The organism is Pseudoxanthomonas suwonensis, from assembly GCF_010093235.1.
In the GTDB taxonomy this organism is placed as follows: domain Bacteria; phylum Pseudomonadota; class Gammaproteobacteria; order Xanthomonadales; family Xanthomonadaceae; genus Pseudoxanthomonas; species Pseudoxanthomonas suwonensis.
The window spans coordinates 39298-61012 of the sequence record NZ_PDWP01000007.1 but is presented as its reverse complement, the minus strand read 5'-3'; the positions used below and the strand labels follow the sequence as shown (position 1 = coordinate 61012).

The following is a 21715-nucleotide window of genomic DNA, read 5'->3' as shown; positions in this document are numbered from 1 at the left end:
GCGCCGGGGTCAGGACTTGTCCGCAGCCTGCAGCCAGCGCGCCGCGGCGCGGCCGGCACGCAGGCCGCTGGCGAAGCAGGCGGTCAGCAGGTAGCCGCCGGTCGGCGCTTCCCAGTCCAGCATTTCGCCGGCGCAGAACACGCCGGGCCGGGCGAGAGCCATCAGGTCCGCGTCCAGCGCCTCCAGGCGCACGCCGCCGCCGCTGCTGATCGCCTCGTCCAGCGGGCGCGGGCGCCTGAGCACCAGCGGCAGGCGCTTGAGCGTGGTGGCGACCCGTTCCATGTCGGCCATGGACTGTGGATCCAGCACCTCGCGCAGCAGCGCCGCCTTGACCCCGTCGACGCCGGCCTGGCGGCGCAGGTGTTCGCTCAAGCTGCGGCCCTTGCGCGGCCTGCCCAGCTCGGCGCGCAGGCGTTCCAGCTCGCGGCCGGGCACCAGGTCCAGGTGCAGGGTGGCGTGGCCGTCGCGGGCGATCGCCTCGCGCAGCGGCACCGACAGCGCGTAGACCAGGCTGCCTTCGATACCGGTGGCGGTGACCACGCATTCGCCCTGCAGCGAGCGCGGGGTTCCGTCCAGGTCCTGCCAGTGGGCGACCACGGGCTTGAGCGGGGCGCCGGCGTGGCGCCCGGCGAAGTATTCGCTCCAGCCCACGTCGAAGCCGCAGTTGGAGGGCACCAGCGGCGAGACCTCGATGCCGGCGGCGGCCACGGACCCGACCCAGGCGCCATCGGAACCGAGCTGCGGCCAACTGCCGCCGCCCATGGCCAGGACCGTGGCCGGGGCGCGCACGCGCAGCTCGCCATCCCCGTTGCGGAAGCGCAGGGCACCGTCATCGTCCCAGCCTTCCCAGCGGTGCAGCACGTGGAAGCGCACGCCCTGTTCCTTCAGTCGGCGCACCCAGCCGCGCAGCAGGGGCGCGGCCTTGCGGTCCTGCGGGAACACGCGGTCCGAGCTGCCCACGTAGGTTTCCACGCCGAGGCCGCGTGCCCAGTCCCGCAGCTCGCCCGGTCCGAAGTCGGCCAGCCAGGCGGCGACCTGGGGCGCGCGGACACCGTAGCGCCGGGCGAAGCCGGGCATGGGCTCGGCGTGGGTGAGGTTGAGGCCGCCTTTGCCGGCAATCAGGAACTTGCGCCCGACCGAGCCCTTGGCTTCGTAAAGGTCGACTTCGATGCCGGCCGCGCGTGCGACCTCGGCGGCCATCAGGCCAGCCGCGCCGCCGCCGACGATCGCCAGGCCCGGCAGGGTGGTCAGCTCCGCAGGCATGGATCAGCGCGCTTCCACGCCCAGCAGCTCGACCTCGAACACCAGCGAGGCGTGCGGCGGGATCGCGCGCCCGGCGCCGCGTGCGCCATAGGCCTGCGCGGACGGGATCATCAGGATGCGCCGGCCGCCGACGCGCATGCCGGCCACGCCGTCGTCCCAGCCGCGGATCACCTGGCCGGCGCCGAGCACGAAGGTGAAAGGCTCGCCGCGGTCCAGCGAGCTGTCGAACTTGCGGCTGCGCTTCTCCGGCAGGCGCTCGTCGTACAGCCAGCCGGTGTAGTGCACGGTGACGCGGCTGCCGGGGGTGGCAAGGTCGCCCTGGCCGGTCACCTCGTCGATGCGCTCCAGCTGCGCGACCGAACCGCCAGGCGGCGGGCCGGACTGGCCGCAGGCGGCCAGCAGCAGGGAGCAGAGCAGGGCGGAAAGCAGGAAAAGACGCATGACTTCGGGTCCTCGAGGGGACGCAAGGGTAAACCGCCGGCGGCGGCCGCGGCGATGGCGCGTATCATGCGCGCATGGCCAAGCTGCTGTTTTCCCTGCGCAACGTGCCCGAGGATGAGGCATCCGAGGTGCGTGCGCTGCTCGATCAATATGGCTTCGGCTGGTACGAGACCGACGCCGGCATCCTGGGCCTGTCCGCGCCGGGCCTGTGGCTGCGCGACGCCGGCGAGTATCCACGCGCCCGGGCGCTGCTGGACGAGTACCAGCTGCAGCGCCGGAGCCGGGTCCAGGCCGAGGCGCTGGAGCGCCAGCAGCGCGGCGAAGGGGAGTCCTTCATGCAGTTGCTGCGTACGCGCCCGGCCTTCGTGCTGCCGCGACTGCTGGCGATACTGGTGATCCTGGCGTTCACCCTGTCGCTGCCGTGGTGGCTGCTGCGCTGAGGATCGGGCAGGGGCGGCCATTACAATGGCGGCATGCTCAATCTCGCCGCCTACCTGTTCGTCCACATCGACGATCCGCACGCGCTCGCCGGGCACCTGCATGAAGCCGCCCGGGCGGCCGACCTCAAGGGCACCATCCTCGTGGCCGGCGAGGGCATCAACCTGTTCCTCGCCGGACCGGACGAGGCCCTGCGCGGCTTCGTCGACGGACTGCATGCCGATCCACGCCTGGCCGGGCTGAAGCCGCGCTACAGCCGCAGCGGCACCGTGCCGTTCGCCCGCCTCAAGGTGAAGGTGAAGCCGGAGATCATCAGCTTCCGCCATCCCGAGGCCACGCCGCTGGCCCAGGGTGCGCGCGCGCCGGCGGTGGATCCGGCCACGGTGGCGCGCTGGCTGGCCCAGGGCGGCCGCGACGACCAGGGCCGGCCGGTCGTGATGCTCGATACCCGCAATGCACAGGAGGTGGCCTACGGCACCTTCCAGGGCGCGCTGACCCTGCCGATCACGAAGTTCACCGACCTGCCGGCCGCGCTGGAGCCGCATCGCCAGGCGCTGGCCGACGCGACCGTTGTCAGCTTCTGCACCGGCGGCATCCGCTGCGAGAAGGCGGCGCTATGGATGCGCCAGGACGGCATGGACAACGTGCTGCAGCTGGAGGGCGGCATCCTCGGCTGGTTCGAGCAGGTCGGCGGGCAGGGGTACGAAGGCCGCTGTTTCGTGTTCGACGAGCGCGTCGCGCTCGATCCGCAACTGCGTCCGCTGGTGGACGAAAATTTTCGTGAAGAAACGCTTGCGCAAGTTACGGAGACTGTCTAATATTCGCGCCCTCAGCTTCGTGGGGCCATAGCTCAGCTGGGAGAGCGCTTGCATGGCATGCAAGAGGTCGCCGGTTCGATCCCGGCTGGCTCCACCAAATCCGACGCAAGTCGGGCGAAGCGACGATATTGTCCCCATCGTCTAGAGGCCTAGGACACTACCCTTTCACGGTAGCGACCGGGGTTCGAATCCCCGTGGGGACGCCACATTTCCAGCGGTACGCAGAGGCCTGGTGGCCGATGCTCGTGGGGCCATAGCTCAGCTGGGAGAGCGCCTGCATGGCATGCAGGAGGTCGGCGGTTCGATCCCGCCTGGCTCCACCATCTTCTGGCGTTGCCGCGCGCCATTCCCTCTTTGACGACATTGCCCGGGAATTCCGTGCATGCATCGCCGTGTGCCTTCGCGCGCCGGTGATGCGGGCGATACCGGTTGCGATCAGCCTGCCCCGGCCTGCTCCTTGAGCCACTGCACCACGGTTGCGATCGCGTGGCGTTTCGATGCCCCCGCGCGCGGCCTGGCCGGACGCACGATCCAGTAGGCCTGCGGCAGGTGCACGGCCTTTCCGTCGAATGGCCTCAGCAGCGTGCCCGCCGCCAGCGCGTCGCCGGCGAAGCGTTCCCGCGCCAGCGCCACGCCCTGGCCGAGCTCGGCGGCTCGTAGTACCAGGTCCGACGATGCCAGCCGCGCACCGTGTTCCAGCGCGAGCGAGGCCGGACCGAAATGGCGACGCCACAGTTCCCAGCTCGCCGAGGGATCGCGGTCGTGCAGCAGTCGCATGCCGTGCAGGCAATCGACCTCCTCGCCACCACCGGCTTGCCGCCAGTAGGCCGGGCTGGCGACAGGGTAGAGGCGCTCATCCATCAGTGGTTCGCATTCCAGTCCCGGCCAGGGGCCGGCACCCATGCGCACTGCCAGGTCGATGCCTTCGGACGGGGTTTCCAGGCGCTGGTTGACCAGGAGCGAAAGCGCGATCCGCGGATGTGCGCGTTCCAGCGCGGGCAGCCGGGGCAGCAGCCAGCGGCTGGCAAACGAGGGTGCGGCGGCGATCGTCACCGAAAACGGGGAACCGGACTCGCGCGCTGCTTCGGTCGCATCGTCCATTTCCCGGAACAGCTCCTGCAGCCGGCGCGCAAGCGCTGCGCCCTGCGGCGTCGGCGTCCACCGGCGCGTCGAGCGCTCCACCAGCGGCACCCCGATCCAGGTTTCCAGCTCGACCAGGTGGCGACTGACCGCCGAGTGCGAAATGTCGAGCTCGCGGGCCGCGGCGCGCACGCCTCCATGGGCGTGGACCAGGGCGAATGCCCGCAGGGCGTTGAGGGGGAGGGGCTTCATGGTCTGGATAGTAGACCGTCATGGTGCGCACCTGCACCGCCGCGGGCTGCCAGACTGCATCGTCCTTACAGCGGAGTCTGCGAATGCCCCCCGGTATCCTGGCCGCCACCGGCATGCTGCTGGTGGCGGCGCTCACGCCAGGCCCCAACAACCTCGTGGTCCTGCGGGCGGCGGCCAGGGGCGACCTCGCGGCGGTATCGTCGGCGATCGCGGGCATCGTGCTCGGTGGAGTGCTGATGCTCGTGGTGGTGACGGTTGCCGCCGATGCGATGCCGGCCGGCTGGACTTCCCTGCGGTGGGTCGTTGCGTCGGCCGGGGCGATCTACCTGGGATGGCTCGGTGTCGGCATGGTCCGCGGGGCGGGGCAAAGTGGCGCAGGGAGGCTTCCCGCCGGTTTCGCCGGCCTGCTCGCATTCCAGTTCCTCAATCCGAAGGGCTGGGCAATGGTCCTGGCCCTGGTGGCTGCGTTTCCCGGCCAGGGCGTGGCCGGCACGCTGCTGTGGCTGGGGCCGCTGTTCCTCTTCGTTCCCTTCGCCTGCCTGCTGCTCTGGGCGCTGGCCGGCCGGTACCTCGCGTACTTCCTGCGCATGCCGGCCCGGCAACGCGTGTTCGCCCGCATCATGGGGCTGGCACTGCTCGCCAGCACTGGCCTCCTCCTCCTGTCTTGACCCCAAAAGGGACCGCCATGCCAGAGACGAACTCCCCGCTTCGCATCCTCGGTTTCGCCGGCAGCCTCCGCAGGCGGAGCTATAACCGGCGGTTGCTGGACCTTGCGGCCACGACCGCGCCTGGAAGGATCCAGCTGCTGGTACACGACATCCACGACGTCCCGCTCTTCGACGAGGACGTGGAAGCCGACACGCATGGCGGCCCGGAGGGCGTCAGGCTCCTGCGCGCCGCCATCGCCGCCGCCGACGGAGTGCTCATCGCCACGCCCGAATACAACCAGTCCATGCCCGGGGTACTCAAGAACGTCCTGGACTGGCTCTCGCGCAAGGATCCCGCATATGGCGAGGTGCTTGCCGGCAAGCCGGTCGCCATCGTCGGGGCAACGCCCGGCAGGTGGGGCACGCGTGTCGCGCAGGCCCAGGTCCGGCATGCGCTTTCAGCCATGGAAGCGCTGGTGATGGCGACGCCGCAGGTCTACATCGCCGGTGCGGGCGGGCAGGGGCCGGATGCCGATCCGTTCGACGCTGCCACGGCGCGGCGGCTCGGGACGTTCCTGGAAGCGTTCCGGGAGTGGATCGGGCGGGTTTCGCTGGCCGGAGACGGGCGCTTCGCGGCACCGGAATCATGAGTGGCGCGCGCACGTTGCGTGACAGCAGCGCCGGCTGCGCGCTAGTTGCATATCCTGGTGACGCGGGGAGGAAAGAATCCTTGCCGAGGTTCGCTTCGTGTAACCCGTGCTGGACGCAATGCCGCGACAAAATGAACGCGACGGAACCGCGATTCGGCCTGCAGGGGGAAGTGGAGAACTCCCGGCTCGCATGGAGAGTCGTGGCTTGTAGGATCGGTGCGCGAGTCGCCGGACCGTCCGTCAAGCCAGGGAGAGTAATCGGGTGCATCCTTTCCCCTGTCGCCGGAGCAAGGCTCCGCCATGCATGCCACTTGTCCCGCGCGCTCTGATGCCGGGTGTCATCCTTGCGGGAATGCTGCTGGTGGTTCCATGCGGCCATGCGGCGGCAGCGGAGCAACCCGTCCAGGCGAATGCGGGATGGCCGATCCCGGCACCGGTGGACCGCAACCACGATGGCGTTGTCGATCTCGTAGTGGACGCCACCGATGTGGCGCGGAAGGTGTTCAACGTGCGGGTGCGTATCCCGGTGCAGGAGGCGGGGAGGGTCACGCTGCTGTACCCACGCTGGGAGAGTGCAAGCCATGGACCCAGCCTGACCGTGACCAATCTTGCGGGACTGGTCGTGTCGGTGGACGGCAGGCGCGTGCAGTGGCGGCGCGATCCGATCGAGCCGCATGCGTTCCACCTGGAGGTGCCGGCCGGCGCGACGACGATCGAGGCAACGTACCAGGTGGTTGCGGGCGAGGACCTGCTGGCGCCGGACATGGTCGTCGTTCCCTGGCAGAAACTGGTCCTCTATCCGGCCGGCTGGTACGCACGCAACATCCAGGTGAGGCCGTCCGTGTCGCTGCCGCCTGGCCTGGCGCCTGCCTCGTCGCTGGAGGCCGTGTCGTCCACCGCCGGCGCGCTCGAGCTGGGCGTCGTCACCCTCGAATCCCTGCTGGATTCTCCGCTCCTTGCCGCGCGCCACCTCGGGCGGATCCCGTTGGGCAAGGCAGGTGGGTCGGAGGTGACGCTCAACCTGATGGCTCCGCGCCAAGAGGATCTCGAGGTGCCGCGCGAACGCGTCGCCGACCTGCGACGGATGGTCGCCCAGGCCGCGGCGGTTTTCGGGCCTGCGCCGTTCGAGCGCTACGAGATCCTCGCGCGGATGTCGGATGACGGCGCCACCGGCGGCACCGAACACCGGCGTTCCGGCGAGATTGCCATTGCGTCCAGCTACTTCCGGGAGTGGCCTGCGCAGCTCGGCAGCCGCGACATCATTCCGCACGAGCTGGTCCATGCCTGGAATGGCCTCTACCGCGTACCGGCCGACCTGTGGGCTCCGACGCCGAACACGCCGCAGTCGGGCAGCCTGCTCTGGGTGTACGAGGGGCAGAGCGAGTTCTGGGGACGCGTCCTGGCTGCGCGCGCCGGCCTGCGCAGCCGCGGGGAGACGCTGGACCAGCTCGCGATCGACGCCGCGCGCGTCGCCAATACACCGGGCCGCGCATGGCGCAGCCTTTCGGACGACGTCAACTATCCGTCCTTCATGCTGCTGCAGCGCGTGCGCTGGACCGAGTGGCAGCGGCGCAAGGACTACTACCAGGAAGGCGTGATGCTGTGGCTGCACGTGGACGCGCGCCTTCGCGCGCTCACGCGGGGCAGGAAGGGCATCGACGATTTCGCGCGGTCGTTCTTCGCCGGCGCGACACCGGATGCTCCCGCCAGGACCTACACCTTCGCGCAGTTGTGCGATGCGCTGGAGGCCACGGCGCCGGGAGACTGGGCTAGGCACCTGCGAGCCTGGGTGGACGGCCACGACGAGGTCGATACGAATGCCGGCCTGGCCGGGCATGGATGGCAGCTGGTCTATACCGACACGCCCACCGAGGCGTTCCGCCAGCAGGAGGAAGAGGCGGGGATGGTCGACCTGTCCTACTCGCTGGGCATGGGCGTGACCGCGCAGGGCGTGCTCGCCTCGGTCGTGTGGGATGGACCGGCCTTCAAGGCGGGCCTGGCGCCTCGCGCCCGGATCGTGGAGGTACGGGGCCAGCCTTTCGACGTCGCGCGACTGCTGGATGCAGTCCGCGACGCCGGCAACCAGCCGGTGGAACTGCTCGTCGAACAGGACGGAAAGCGCGTCGCGATGGTGATTCCCTACAGTGGATCGCTGCGGTATCCGCGACTGGCCCGGATCCCCGGCACGCCGGACACGCTGTCGCGGCTGCTCGCGCCGCGATAGGCGGCGCCGGGAGCTGGAAGCCATGCGCGGCGAAGTGCCGCGCATGGACGTAACGATTGCACGCGTCACTTTCCCGACGCCACGTCGGGCGCCAACATCTTGACTGCCATGCAAGGCAGCTTCTACGATGCCAGCCCTGAGTGCCTGCGTCCGCGCAATCGCGAGCAGGCCAGGCAGTTCCTTGGGGAAGGAATTACGTCTCGAAAGGGGAATTCATGCTTTTCGTACAGGGATTGTGCGCCCGCATAGGTGGGGTATCGGCCGCTTGCGCCGCCTCGTCTCCGCGTTCGCAGGAACGTAGTCACTAGGTACCGGATCACGACCGCGGGGAAATCCGCGGCCGATGCAGTGCTTTTGCCTTAGCAGTTGGGGAAGGTGGGTCCCGCCCGGGGCACGCCTGATGTCGGCACGCTTTGCCTGCCAGCCAGAGCCAGGGATGGAGTCGCACCATGACAACGTGCATCGTCGGCCTCGTCCGCATGCTCGGGAAACTGTCCGGGAGTCCTGCGCCAGGATGGCGTGCGGGTGGCCTTTCGATGCGTAAGCGCGTCTTCCATCCGGCATCGGTGCTGGCGTTGCTCGCCCTGCTGCCGGCCCTGGTGCACGCGAGCACCGACGTTTCCGGCGTGATCGAAAGCGATACGCGCTGGACGCAGGCGGGAAGCCCGTACGTGGTCAGCGGCGAGCTGGTCATCCGCAACGGCGCGGCGCTGGAGATCGATGCCGGCGTCGATGTCTACATGCGCGATTCGGCCATGGTGACGGTGCAGGCCGGCAGCCTGCGTGCGCTGGGCAGTGCCTCCCGGCCGATCCGCGTGCGTCCCGAATCTTTGCGCGACGGCGGTACGGCGTCGCCCGGCGCGTTCGGGCGCTGGACCTTCCTCCCGGGTGCCGTGGACAGCCGGCTCGAGCACGTGGTGCTCGAGTACGGCAACGGCATCTCGGTGCAGGGCGCGGCTCCGGTCTTCAACTTCCTCGACCTGCGCAACAACCTCGGTGCGGCGATCGTCATCGACCTTGAAGCGTCGCCGACCGGCAGCGGCAACCGTGCCCGCAACAATGGCCTGGACGGCATCGAAGTCCCGCCGGGCGACATCCAGCGCAGCGTGAAGTGGGGCCTGCGGGGCATTCCCTACGTGGTCCGTGCCGGCACGGTGTCGGTGGGCGCGTCGCCGTCCATTTCCCGCACGTCGCCAGCGACCCTCGAGCAGGGCCAGTCGGCCACGATCACCGTGGATGGAACCCGGCTCGCCGGCGCGACGTCACCCACGTTCGATCGGAAAGGCCTGACGGCGACGGTGTTCCCTGGAGGAACATCCTCGCGTTTCAACATCCAGGTTACCGCCGCCGCGGATGCCGATCTCGGCCCCGCGGCGCTTCGCGTGCTCGTCGATGCCGGTGAGGTGGTGTTCCCGGCGGCGCTCGGCGTGACCCAGGCGGCACCGGGCGTGACCGCCGTGTCGCCCGACGTCGCCATCGCCGGTGCCGGCGTTACCGAACTCACGGTCACCGGCCGCAATTTCAACGACCGTTCCGAGGTGCTGGTGAATTCCAGCGCCATTCCCACCACCTACGTCAGTAGCTCCGAGCTGCATGCGCGCCTGCCCAACCAGACGGCGGCGGCAACCCTGCCGGTGCAGGCCCGCAACCCGGATCCGCTCGACGAGGGGCAGTACCTGGTGTCGGCCAGCTCGGCGACGCTCAAGGTGCAGATGCCGGTGCCGCCGACGGTGGCCTTCGAGCCGGCGCCGATCGCCATGCCGCCGGACGGCCAGACCCGCGAGATCCTGGTGCGCCTGTCCAAGGCCGATTTCCGCGACCATACGCTGAACTTCTCGCTGTCCGACCCGACGAAGGCCAGCCTGTCGCCGCAGACCCTGGTCATTGCCGCGGGTCAGGTCGAGGCGCGCCTGGCGATCACGCCGCTGGCGCAGGGCTCGGTCACGCTGATCGCGCAGTCGCCGACCCTGGCCGAGATCCGCGCGCCGCTGTTCATCACCCCGGATTTCCGGGGCGCAAGCACGAGCTTCGCGCTGCCGGTCGGCATCACCGTGGCCGGCGTGGAACCGACCACGAGCCATGACGTCACGGTCACCCAGCAGGGCGTGGTCGGCGTCAGCATCGGCGGCGTGCTGACCGGTGCGAGTCCGCGTGGCTGGCAGCGTGGATCGGCACAGCCGTTCACCATCCATGGCGTTGGCATCCCGGCCGGTGCCCAGCTCTCCTTCGTGCCGGCGGACGGCATTACCGTGGGCCAGGGCGTGGTCGCGGCCGATGGCAGCACGCTGGTGGCGACGGTTACCGCTGACGGCGACGCGCAGCCCGGTCCGCGCCGGCTGGTCGTGCGCGATGCGGCGGGAAGCCAGCTGGTGTTCGCCGACGCTGCCGCTTCGGTAGTGCAGCTGACCTCCGGCGAGCCGCAGCTCGACTCCATCAGCCCGGGCCGCCTGCTACGTGGCGCCAATGCCTCGCTGGTCATGCGTGGCCGCAACCTGCAGGGCGCTTCGCTCGAAGTCCTGCCGGGCGAAGGCGTGGTGCTCGATGCCATCCCGCAGGTCAGTGCCGACGGCACCGAACTGCGTGCAAGCATCGAAGTGCTGGCCGACGCGCCGCTGGGCGAGCGCGTGGTGCGCGTGACCACGGCGTCGGGCAGCAGCCAGGCCGCGGCTGTACCCGCGAACACCTTCCACGTCGTCGCCGGCCTGGGGCCGGAGTCCCTGGCGGCGGCGCCGACGGTCGGCGTGGTGGTTGGTGACGCCGAACCGCCGGCGGACGAGGTCGGCCTGCCGGTGCTGACGTCCGATGTCGGCATCGTGGTTGGCGCATCGGCCATCGGCATCGCGCCGTCCAGGGCGATCATCGGAACCACCACCACCGTTACCGTGCAGGGCCAGGGCCTGCAGGACGTGACCAGCGTGTCGCTGGTTCCGTCGCAGGGCGTGGTCGTCGGCGCGCCGCAGGTGGAGGCCGAGGGCACCCGCCTGGTCTTCACGGTCGAGGTCGATGCCGGTGCGGAGCTGGGCCTGCGCAGGCTGGTGCTGGATACGCCTACCGGTCCGCTGGCGTTCGCGAAGGTGCTCGATGGGGCGTTCCGGATCTCGGCACCGCTGGCCGAGCTGGATTCGGTCACGCCGCAGGTGGCCACGCTTGGGGGCCCTGCGCAGAAGCTGGCTGTCCGCGGCCGTCATCTGGCCAACGCATCGCAGGTGCGCGTGATCCCGGCAGACGGCGTCACCGTGAACTATCCGCTGGCCGCGTCGGCCGATGGAACGCTGCTCGAATTCGCCATCGTGGTCGACGCCAATGCCGCACCGGGCGTACGCAGCCTGGTGGTCACCACGCCGGCGGGCGACTCCACGAGCGAGCCGCACGAGGGCAACACCATCTACCTGGCAACGCAGGCCGGCCCGGTTTACCACGCGATCGCCGCGCCGCTGGTCGGATTGACGGTGGGCGACACCGGTCTGGGCACCAGTGTCGACGGCAGCTTCCTGTCCAACGTGGTCGGCGTGCTGATCGAATCCGATCCGCCGGCGCCGGTCCAGCTCGACGCTCCGGCGGTCAGCCCCGAGGTGCGGGTAATGATCGGCAGCGTTGCCACCGGGAAGACGCCCGCGGGCATCCTGCAGGGCACGTCCGGAACGCTGGTGGTGCGTGGCGCCGGGCTGGACCAGGTGGCTGCGATCTCGGCCACGCCGTATGATGGCCTGCTGTTCGGCACGTTTGCCGCGAGCGCCGACGGAAGCCAGCTCGAGATCCCGCTCTCGGTGACCGCGGATGCCACGCTGGCTGAGCGGCGCCTGCGGCTCTCGACGGCGGGCGGCCAGGTCGCATGGGTCGACGCGAAGGACGCGGTCTTCGGCATCGGCAAGGTGCCGACGATGGATTCGACCTCACCGATCATCCTCGATGCCGGAACCGTCACCACGCTCAGCGTGCGCGGCACCGGGCTCCGCAACGTCGACGGCGCGCGCCTGCTGCCCGGCGATGGCGTGCGGCTGGTCGGCACGCCGGTGTGGTCGCAGGACACGTACGGCGAGTTGCTGCAGCTGACCTTCCATGTCGACCTGCAGGCCGCGCCGGGCGACCGCGTGCTCCAGCTCACCGTGCCTGGCGGCGCGACCACGGCCACGCCGAACCCGGCCAACACGGTCAAGGTGGTCCGCCCATGAACCTTCGCACCACCCGTCATTCCATCGAAACGGTCGCCAGAGACGGCGACGGGAAGCCAACGCCCAAGGAGTCTGTCATGTCGCAGCTGCCGTTCCTCTCACGCCTGCCGATCGCGGCCGCGATGGCTGCGTTCCTGGTCGCGCCGGCCGCGCTGGCCTTTGACCGCGGCAGTACCGGCACCGACGGCGAACTGCATCCAGCCAGCAACATCGACATCCAGCTGCCCGAATCCGGCGTGCTGAACTACACGACGGTCAACATCCCGTCGGGCGTGACCGTCCGTTTCCTCAAGAACTCGACGAACACCCCGGTGTACCTGCTGGCCAGCGGCAACGTGACCATCGCCGGGACCATCGACATCCGGGGCGGGGATGCCGCGGCCACGGGTACCTACGGCGACGGCGTGCTGGGCGACGACGGCAACCCTGGCGAAGGCGGGCCGGGTGGCTATTCCGGTGGTCGGGGTGGCAGGGCGGATGCCCAGCAGCGCGTCGCGCTGGTGCGCGGCGGTGCAGGCCTCGGGCCCGGTGGCGGGCCTGGTGGAATCGAGGGTGGAAACAACTGCACTCTGGATGGTTCCTACTACCCATACATCGGCGTAGGGGGCGGGTACAGCGCCACCGCCTACAAGCGCTATACGACGTACTACTGTGGCGCGAGCTACGGTCCTAAGGGACTTGCGTACGGTTCCGACCTGCTCCAGCCGCTTATTGGTGGATCCGGGGGCGGAGGCGGACGTGGCGGTTCCAACTACGCCGGATCGGGTGGCGGTGGCGGTGGCGGCGCGATCCTGATTGCTGCTTCGGGAACGCTTTCGGTAACCGGAACCATCGACGCGAATGGTGGTGATGGTGGCGGACTCGCAGGAGCCGGTGCAGGTGGCCAGGGGGCTGGCGGCTCCGGTGGAGCAATCCGTCTGATGGCTACACGCGTGGAGGGTAACGGCCGCCTGTATGCCAACGGCGGATGCATTAACGCCAACAACAATCGCCGCCAGTCCTGCGGACACAACGGCGGGTCCAATGAGTACGGCGGCTCTCCTGGCCGGATCCGGATCGAGGCGGACGCCATCGCGTTCAATGGCACCTCGCAGCCGGCGTTCGTTCGTGACACGCCTGGTTCCGTCTTCATCTCCGGGGCGCCGGCGCTTCGCATTGCTTCGGTCGCTGGCCAACCTGTCTCGCAGAAGCCAACCGGAGTCAACGACGTAGCGCTCCCGGCTGCCGCTGCGGAGGGGCCGAACGTCATCGGATTCGAGACCACCAACGTGCCTCCGGGCAACGTGGTGACCCTCCGGGTGGTACCGCGCCACGGGAAGCCGGTCGAGGTGATCAGCCCAGCTATTGCGGGTTCGACATCGGCCGGTACGACCCAGGTTTCCGTCACACTGCCGGCCGGCGCGAGCACGTTGCAGGCGACGACGACCTATACGGTTGTGCTGGCGACGCTCGGGGATGAGGCGCTGGTTGAGCGCATGTCCCGGCTCGCCAACAACGAGCGTGTCGAGAAGGTCGACGTAAGGGTATCCATCGGTGGGGAGCCACTGGCGACCCTGCACACCGTTTCTGGACGAAGCATCGAATTGCCCTATGCGGCCCTGGCCGCCCTCGGCTTCCGCGGATGATCGCCCGCTAACGTCGCAGATCCCTTACGAAGCATTCCGGAAACGCATACAAGCGAAAGGAACAGGTCATGAAATACGTGGCATCGCTCACCCGCGCAACGCTTGTCGCCGCCTTGGGCATGGGGTTCGGCATTCCGTCGGTCTTGGCTTTCGATAGCGGGAGCACGGGCGCCGACGGTGCGCTCAATCCGACCGTGAATACCGAGATCCAGCTTCCCGAATCCGGGATCCTCAATTACACCTCGGTCAATATCCCCGCAGGCGTGACCGTGAAGTTCCGCAGGAACACGGCCAATACCCCGGTGTACCTGCTCGCCAGCGGGGACGTGACCATTGCTGGTGCCATCGACGTATCCGGACAGGACGCCAAGCCCACTGGCACCTATGGGGACGGCAATCTCGGCGACGACGGTATTCCCGGGGAGGGTGGTCCTGGTGGCTTCGATGGCGGTCGCGGTGGTCGCGATGACCAGCAGTTGCGTGCAGCCATCATCCGTGGCGGCGCGGGGCTTGGTCCCGGCGGCGGAGCTGGAGGAATCGAGGGCAATGACAACTGCAACACCACGACGGGTTACTGGAAGTACGTCGGTACTGGTGGCGCGCACGCTTTCAATGTCTACAAGCCTTCGACCCGGAACTATTGCGCGAACAACTACGGGCCATTCTCGAAGGCTTACGGCAACGAACTCCTGCAGCCGCTTCTGGGTGGCTCGGGCGGTGGGGGCGGGCGTGGCGGCGCCAACTATCCTGGCTCGGGCGGCGGCGGCGGCGGCGGCGCCATTCTTGTGGCCGCATCCGGCACCTTGCGCATCACCGGAAGCATCAATGCCCGTGGTGGTGACGGTGGTGGCATCGCCGGCACGAATGTCGGTGGCCAAGGTTCCGGCGGTGCCGGCGGCGCAATCCGTCTGATCGGAACCAAGGTGGAGGGGAACGGAAACCTGTATGCAGAAGGCGGATGCATCAACTACAACAATTCGCGACGTCAACGCTGCGGTATTGCTGGAAATACGGCCGATTTCGGAGGCTCCGAAGGCCGTATCCGCATCGAAGGCGAGGCGATCACCTTCAGCGGCAACTCCTACCCGGCCTACATCGGTGATACGCCCGGACCGGTGTTCCTGTCGAACCCGCCGACCCTGCGCATCGCCTCGGTAGCGGGCCGTGCGGTTCCGGCGAACACCACCGGCGTCGCGGACGTTGTGCTGCCTGCCTCGGCCAGCGAAGGGCCGATGGATGTCGTGTTCGAGAGCAGCAACATCCCGCTTGGCAACCAGGTGACCCTGCGCGCGGTCCCGGCGTATGGAACCGTGGTCGAGGCGACCAGCGGAGCCATCGAAGGCTCCGCGGCGGCTGGCAGTGCGTCGGTTTCGATCACCCTGCCGTCCGGGCCGACGATCCTGCAGGCGTCGACGACCTATTCGATCACCGTGGCCTCGCTCAACGACAGGGTGCTGGAGGAGCGCCTGTCGGGCTTTGCGCAGAACGAGCGCGTCGAGCGGGTTGACGTGACGGTGGCACTGGAAGGCAGCGCCCAGGCGACCCTGGTTACCGAATCCGGCAAGCAGTTCCAGCTGCCGTACGCGGCCCTGGCTGCCGTCGGCTTCCGCGGCTGACCCAACCCTGTAGACGACGCCCGAGCATTCCGCGATAAGGACGCGCGATCGATGAGCCACTCACCAGCAGTCGCCGGTGCCCGGATGCGGCGCCGGATCCAGCGGCGGATTGCGCTTGCCGCCCTCGGCCTGGCTCTGGTCGCGGCCGGCCTGCCCGCGGCCGACCTCACGGTGGAGGATGGCGTCGTCGTCAAGTTCGGCCAGGACGCGGGGCTGGTCGTGCGCGACCGCATGGCGGCCGGCAAGGGCGTGGTGTTCACCAGCAGCAGGGACGGCGCGCCGGAAGGCACGCCGGCGGCTGGCGACTGGCGTGGCGTACGCATCGAGAAGTCGTCTGCTTCTTACGGGGTGGTGAACTACAACGACCTGGCCCTGCGTTACGCCGGTGGTGGCGAGGCCGAGGGAGGCGCTGCGTTCACCATGCGTGGGGTGGCGCATGGCCTGCAGTTCGTGCAGGTCACCGACAGCGTCATCGGCCTGCGCCTGGTCGATGGCGCTTCGCCGGCCATCACCGGTTCCAGCTTCCTGCGCAACCAGACCGGCCTGGAGGCAAGCAACAGCCAGCCGACGGTTGCCAGCACCCAGTTCGTCGGCAACAGCGTCCTGGCGATCAGCAACCTGACCCCCGTCACGGTGATCAAGGCCACCGGCAACTGGTGGGGTCATGCCTCCGGTCCGAACGATCCGGCCGCCAATCCGGCGGGGCAGGGCGATGCGGTGTCCGCTGGCGTCAACTACGCCAACCACCTTGCCGCGCTTCCGCTGATCAATCCGACCCTGCGCCTTGCGGCGCCGGTTCCGTATTTCGAGACCCGCACCATCGCGCTGGACCTGTCCTGCGTGAACGCCACCGAGTTCCGCGTGGCCGAGAACGGCAACTTCACCGGCGTCTCCTACGAGCCGTTGCCGGGTGGCCGCACCACCATCGAATTCGAGGTTTCCGCCGGCGATGGCCGCAAGACGCTGGGCGCGCAGTTCCGTGGCCCGGGCGGCAACGTGGTCAGCGCCACGCTGGCCGATGGCGTGCTGATTGACACCGAGGCGCCGCAGGTCAGCATCACCAGTCCCGCGCCCGGCAGCCTGGTCCGCGATCCGATCACCATCGAGGCTGCTGCCAGCGACGCGTCCGGCGTGGCAAGCGTGCAGTTCTTCCTCGGTTCCCAGTTGCTTGGCACCGATGCCACGGCGCCCTATGCCTTGGCGTGGGACACCGACGCCGTTGCCGACGGCAACTACAGCATCCGCGTGGTGGCCACCGACATGGCTGGTCGCACCGCCGAGCACAGCGTGTCGGTGACCGTTTCGCATGGCGCACCGGTGCCGGACCTGGAGGGGCCGGAGCTGGCCGACATCAAGGCCGGCAACATCCCGCTGGCGGACGGCGCCACCTTCAGCGCCGACTCGACCCTGGCATTCACGGCCAGCGACCGCAGTGCGATTTCCCGCATCGAGCTGCTGCTTGACGGCGTCGTGCGCGCCACCGCCATCCGCAACAGCAGCGGCGTGTTCACCGTGCCGCTGTCCATCCAGGGCCTCGCCAACGGCAGCTACGTGCTTGCCTTGCGTGCGTTCGACTCGCTGGGCAACGTTTCGACCCTGCAGTACACGATCCAGGTCACCCATGCCGGTCCGCCGGCGCCGGTCATCACCCGCCCGGCGAACGGAGCCAGCACCCGCGAGTCGAGCATCGTCGTCTCCGGCACGGCGCTGGCTGGCAGCACCGTGCAGGTACTGCGCGATGGCGTGGTGGCCGCGGAAGTGGCGGCCGGCACCGCTGGCAACTTCTCCGCCCAGGTCGAGCTGGTCCCCGGTGCCAACGTGCTCAGCGCGACGGCCACCAACCAGTACGGCACCAGCGCGGCTTCGGCCCCGGTGGCCGTCACCCTCGATACCAGCGTGCCGACCGCACCGACCGGCCTGACCGCGTCGCTGTTCAACGGCCGCATCCGCCTGGTATGGACGCTGTCCAGCGATCCGAACGTGGTCGGTTACCGGGTCTACCGTGCAGCGGCGCCATTCGAGGTGCTCGGCGAGGCACAGCGGGTCGCCACACCGGGGCAGAACACGTCCAGCATCGAAGACCTGCCGGACGTCGACGGCACCTACTACTACCGTGTGGTCGCGGTGAATGCTTCGGGCACCGAGAGCCTGCCCACGGCCATGGCCAGTGCCTCGATCGACCGCACTCCGCCGCATGTGGTGTCCATCGAGTACACGCACGAGGGTACGCATGACGCCAGCCGCGGCGTATATGGGCAGGGCAGGCTTGCCCTGGTCGTCGAGGTCAGCGAGCAGCTGCTCGGCACGCCTTACCTGAGCCTGGTCCCGGCCGGCGGCCTGCCGATCCCGGTCGAGCTCGTGCGCCAGACCGAAACCCGCTACGCCGGTTCGCTGACCCTGGCGCCGGGGACCGGGCAGGGCGAAGCCAACGTCCTGTTCTCCGCCCGCGACCTCGCCGGCAACCGCGGCGACAGCATCCTGGCCGGTGGCACGCTGCTGATCGACACGGTCGGTCCGTCGCTGACCGGGATCGAGCTGGCTCCGGCCGCACCGATCAACGCGGGCGTCAACCGCAACGTGCAGGCCACGTTCGAATTCGGCGAGGATATCCCGGCTGCGACGCCGCCCTCGTTCCAGTACCGACTGTCCGGTGCCGGTCGCGGCCCGGTGGCGCTGGGTGGCGTGCAGCGCCTGTCGGCCAGGCGCTGGCGTGCGACCCTGGAACTGCCCGCCGATGCCGGTGCCAATGGCAGCGAGGACCTTGCGTTCGACTTCGTGGCAGCCGATGCGCTGGGCAACAGTTCCAGCTCGGTGGCGGTGGCCAACGCGTTCCAGGTCTACCAGGGTGACCTGCCGTCCCTGAACGTGCCGCTGGGCCTGGGCGCCCGTGCACGTGCCGGCGGCCAGATCGCGCTGGAATGGCTGCCCGTCACCGGCGCCACCGGCTACCAGGTGTATCGCCAGGGTCCAGGCGATGCCGAGCTGCTGCCGCTGGCCCGCAGCACCGGCGCCAGCCATGTCGATGCCACGCCGGCCGACGGCACGTACCGCTACGCCGTGGCCTCGGTGCGCCAGGCCAATGGCCCGGAGTCGCTGAGCGCGATGTCGCCGGTGGCCGAGGCCACCAGCAGCCGCGTGGCGCCGGGTGCGCCGCGCAACCTGCAGCTGGTCCTGCTCAGCCAGGGGATCGGTGCCACCTGGCAGCCGCCGGTCGGCCCTGCGCCGAAGGCGTACCGCCTCTACCGTGCGGCGACTTCGCCGATCAGCGACGTAAGCGGGCTTACCCCGGTGCGGGACAACATCGTCGGCACCCAGGCAATCGACCCGGTGCCCTCGCAGTCCGAGCACGCCTACGTGGTCACCGCGATCGACGCGGCCGGCAACGAGTCGGCGGTGTCCAACTCCGCGTACCTCAACTTCAGCCTGCTGCCGGTGCGCAGCATCGAGGTCGAGCAGGTCGGCACCTCCCTGCCGCTGCTGCGGTGGACCCCGAACGGCACCGGCGCGGTCGGCTTCGACGTGCATGTCGGCGAAGGCGAGGGCCGCGTGACCCTCACCCCGACGCCCACCACGGCGCGCGAGCTGGTGGACACCGGCTTCACCGCCGGGGAGCGCCTGTACACCGTCGACGCCGTCGACGAGAACGGCGAGCGCCAGTCGCGCAGCCTGCTGCTCCCCAATGTCTCCACCCAGGTCGTCTCGGGCCTGCCGCTCAAGCGCAACGTGATGAACCGCGTCGGCGTGCAGGTTTCCAACCTGTCCGCGGCGGCGCTGGCCTCGGCCAGGGTCGTGCTGACCACCGGCTCGCGCAGCTTCCGCTCCGAGGAGTTCCAGCTGGCGGGCAACGCCACCCGGCTGGTGCCGGTGATCGTGGGCGGCCACGCGGACCTGCCGGCCTCGACCCGGATGACCGTTTCCGTCGTCAACGAGCCGCACGAGGGCGAGCGCGCCACCGTCGGCAGGATGGTCGACGTCACCGCGGTCGACAGCGCCCTGGTCGTGGGCATGGAGACCGACAGCTTCGTCCGCGGCGCCACCGGCAAGGTGCGCCTGGTGGTGGAGAACACCTCGGACGTGGAGGTGGAGCTGCTGACCGCCCGCAACTTCGGTGCGGCCGCGTCCAGCGAGTTGCGCCTGAAGCTGCTGGATACCGATGGCAACCTGGTGTCCACCACGCCTTACCGCCAGGCCACGGGTGCCGGCGTGGTCACCGTGCCGACCGGCGAGACGGTGGCGCGCATCGCCCCGGGCCAGCGCTACGTATCCGACACGTTCCAGATGCCGATCCCGGCTGCCAGCCCGGACCAGCTGCGCCTGCGCCTGGAGGTCGATGCCCTGCGTTACAACACCGGGCAGCCCGACTTCGTCTCGATCGCCGGCCTGGGCAGCGAGCGCGGCGTGTCCCTGTCGAACACGCCTTACTTCGGCCAGATCGAGAGCGTCAGCCCGGTGATGTCCTTTGGCACCGGCGACGTCACGATCACTGGCCGGGCGGTGGACCGCGACTCGGGCGACGCCGTGGGCAACGTCCCGCTGCGCATCGCGGTCAACCAGGAAGGCTTCGAGCGCCTGGCCAGCGTCACTACCGACGCGTCCGGTGCCTTCCGCTACGTGTACAAGCCGACCGTGACCGACTCCGGCCTGTACTACGTGGGCGCGATCCATCCGGACATGACGGATCGTCCGCAGCAGGCCCAGTTCACGATCAACCGGGTGAGCATCTCGCCGGCCTCGTTCAAGGTCACGGTGCCGCGCAACTACGCCTACCGGATCGATTTCCGGGCGGTGTCCGGCGCTGGCACCAGGGCGACCGGCGTGCGCCTTGCCTACCTGGCCGAGTACCAGTCCGGCGGTGCGCTGACCCCGGGCATCCAGGTCGTCCCCGGCGCGCCGATCGAGATCGGCCCGAAGCAGAACCTGGCCCTGCCGGTGTCGATCTCCGGCGACAACGCGGCGCCGCCTTCCGGCCGGATCTTCCTCGCGGCCTTCGCCGACGGGGCGGCCGAGCCACTGGCAGTCATCCCGGTCGACTACACGCTGACCGAGGCCAAGCCGGTGCTGAACGCACGCCCGAACTACGTCGAGGCCGGCCTGTCCCGCGGCCAGAGCGTGGTCGAGTCGGTGGAAATCGAGAACCGCGGCTTCGTGGCGATGGAGAACATGACGGCGGCCCTGCTGGACCGTGCCGGCAACCCGGCTCCGTCGTGGATCGCGCTCGCCTCTTCGCCGGCGCTGGGCAGCATCGGCGTCGGCGAGAAGCGCAGCCTCGACCTCAGCATCGCGCCCACCGAGCTGGTGGCCGAGGGCATCCACGAGTTCGTGCTGCGCGTGGCGGGCGCCAACGTTCCCAACGCCGACATCAACGTGTTCGTTTCGGTGACCCAGTCGGGCCAGGGCAACGTGCTGTTCAAGGTGGCGGACATCTACACCGCCACCCGCGACTCGCAGGGGAACCTGATCCCGGGCCTGGCCGGGGCGCGGATCCGGCTGCAGAACGAGCTGGTGGCCAGCCAGACCTACGACGCGACCACCGACGCATTCGGCGAGGCGTTCTTCCAGGGCCTCCCGGCCGGTTCCTACCGGTTCCGCGCCAGCGGCCCCAACCACCAGGACGCGGGTGGCCGCGTGGTGGTGCGGCCGGGGATCACCACCAACCAGTCGGTGTTCCTGGAATACACCCTGATCCAGGTCGACTGGACCGTCCGCGAGATCACCATCGACGACCGCTACGAGATCACCCTCGAGGCGACCTTCGAGACGGACGTCCCGGCCGCGGTGGTGGTGCTCCAGCCGACCAGCATCACGCTGCCGCCGATGGCGCCGGGCGAGGTGTTCCAGGGCGAACTGATCCTCACCAATTACGGACTGGTGCGCGCCGACGACGTGACGCCGACGCCTCCGGGTGACGACGCGTACTTCAAGTTCGAGTTCCTTGCCACGCCGCCGACCAGCCTCGAGGCCAAGCAGCGCGTGCGCCTGCCGTACCGCGTGATTGCGGTGGGCTCGCCAGGCGAGGGAGGTGTCGTCGGCCCCGAAGGGATGCCGATCGCTCCCCAGCCGATGTCGGAGGCTGGTGTTTCCAGGATTGCCACCGCAGCCGAAGGCAGTGGCGCGTTCCGCCCGGTCGCGACGGCTGCGCCGGCCGCCAGTTCGACCAACAGTGGTTGTTACACCTATACGTCGCGCTATCGCGTGGGCTGCAAGTACGAGTGCGCCAACGGCCAGGTGAGCGAGAACTGCGGCTCCGACGCAACCTGGATCCAGGTCGTCAGTACCCATTGCCCGGCGGGCACCCGCCCGGGTGGCGGTGGCTCCGGTGGTGTCTGGGGCGGCGGCGGTTGGGGTGGTTCCGGCGGCGGCAACTACAGCGGCCTGCCGGGCCTGCCGCCCTGCGTGCGCGGCGATGGCGACTGTTTCAACTCGCCCGACGGCCAGTCCGGCGGCGGCAACGAGGGCGGGCAATGACCCGGCGCGGTAGGCAAGGGGAGG

Annotated in this window: 12 protein-coding genes and 3 tRNA genes; 12 read left to right on the top strand and 3 right to left on the bottom strand. The window is 69.4% G+C overall.

Annotation, left to right across the window (positions count from 1 at the left end):
• Window positions 1-9: 9 nt before the first annotated feature.
• Together CSC68_RS04610 and CSC68_RS04605 are read right to left on the bottom strand one after the other, a co-directional pair.
• Window positions 10-1263: a TIGR03862 family flavoprotein gene (locus CSC68_RS04610; protein ID WP_162202361.1), complete on the bottom strand. Its 1254-nt coding sequence runs from the start codon at window positions 1261-1263 to the stop codon at window positions 10-12.
• Window positions 1264-1266: 3 nt separating this feature from the next.
• The gene (locus CSC68_RS04605) at window positions 1267-1704 is read right to left on the bottom strand and encodes an FKBP-type peptidyl-prolyl cis-trans isomerase (protein WP_162202360.1); all 438 of its coding nucleotides are present in this window, start codon (window positions 1702-1704) and stop codon (window positions 1267-1269) included.
• Window positions 1705-1778: 74 nt separating this feature from the next.
• Between CSC68_RS04605 and CSC68_RS04600 the strand changes: the two genes are divergently transcribed.
• The 5 genes from CSC68_RS04600 to CSC68_RS04580 all read left to right on the top strand — a co-directional run bounded on the left by CSC68_RS04600 (window position 1779) and on the right by CSC68_RS04580 (window position 3283).
• On the top strand, window positions 1779-2144 hold the full coding sequence (locus CSC68_RS04600; protein WP_162202359.1) for a DUF6164 family protein: 366 nt from the start codon (window positions 1779-1781) through the stop codon (window positions 2142-2144).
• 33 nt (window positions 2145-2177) lie between these two features.
• Complete coding sequence (locus CSC68_RS04595) at window positions 2178-2960, top strand: sulfurtransferase (protein ID WP_162202358.1); 783 nt, start codon at window positions 2178-2180, stop codon at window positions 2958-2960.
• A 21-nt stretch (window positions 2961-2981) separates the two neighbouring features.
• Window positions 2982-3057 (top strand) — tRNA-Ala (locus tag CSC68_RS04590).
• 33 nt (window positions 3058-3090) lie between these two features.
• A tRNA-Glu gene (locus CSC68_RS04585) sits at window positions 3091-3166 on the top strand.
• A gap of 41 nt (window positions 3167-3207) precedes the next feature.
• Window positions 3208-3283: transfer RNA gene (locus tag CSC68_RS04580), tRNA-Ala, on the top strand.
• 112 nt (window positions 3284-3395) lie between these two features.
• On the opposite strand, the gene CSC68_RS04575 is transcribed toward CSC68_RS04580, so the two are convergent.
• Window positions 3396-4292, bottom strand: a complete 897-nt coding sequence (locus CSC68_RS04575) for a LysR substrate-binding domain-containing protein (protein ID WP_162202357.1) — start codon at window positions 4290-4292, stop codon at window positions 3396-3398.
• 83 nt (window positions 4293-4375) lie between these two features.
• On the opposite strand from CSC68_RS04575, the gene CSC68_RS04570 reads away from it, so the two are divergent.
• From CSC68_RS04570 to CSC68_RS04540, 7 genes are all read left to right on the top strand, one after another.
• A complete protein-coding gene (locus CSC68_RS04570; RefSeq protein ID WP_162202356.1) occupies window positions 4376-4960 on the top strand; it encodes a LysE family translocator in 585 nt (194 codons plus the stop codon).
• Between the two features lie 17 nt (window positions 4961-4977).
• Window positions 4978-5589 (top strand): NADPH-dependent FMN reductase, encoded by a 612-nt coding sequence (locus tag CSC68_RS04565; protein WP_162202355.1) that lies wholly within the window; start codon window positions 4978-4980, stop codon window positions 5587-5589.
• Window positions 5590-5893: 304 nt separating this feature from the next.
• The gene (locus CSC68_RS04560; protein ID WP_425501204.1) at window positions 5894-7813 is read left to right on the top strand and encodes a M61 family metallopeptidase; all 1920 of its coding nucleotides are present in this window, start codon (window positions 5894-5896) and stop codon (window positions 7811-7813) included.
• 536 nt (window positions 7814-8349) lie between these two features.
• Entirely contained in the window at window positions 8350-11985 is a 3636-nt protein-coding gene (locus CSC68_RS04555; protein ID WP_162202353.1) for an IPT/TIG domain-containing protein, read from the top strand.
• Window positions 11982-13610 carry a hypothetical protein gene (locus tag CSC68_RS16020; RefSeq protein ID WP_162202352.1) on the top strand — a complete coding sequence of 543 codons (1629 nt, stop codon included), beginning with the start codon at window positions 11982-11984 and terminating at the stop codon, window positions 13608-13610. Before CSC68_RS04555 ends, CSC68_RS16020 begins: the two co-directional genes overlap by 4 nt.
• Window positions 13611-13678: 68 nt before the next feature.
• On the top strand, window positions 13679-15226 hold the full coding sequence (locus tag CSC68_RS04545) for a hypothetical protein (RefSeq protein ID WP_162202351.1): 1548 nt from the start codon (window positions 13679-13681) through the stop codon (window positions 15224-15226).
• 51 nt (window positions 15227-15277) lie between these two features.
• The gene (locus CSC68_RS04540) at window positions 15278-21691 is read left to right on the top strand and encodes an Ig-like domain-containing protein (protein WP_162202350.1); all 6414 of its coding nucleotides are present in this window, start codon (window positions 15278-15280) and stop codon (window positions 21689-21691) included.
• The last annotated feature ends 24 nt before the right edge of the window (window positions 21692-21715 follow it).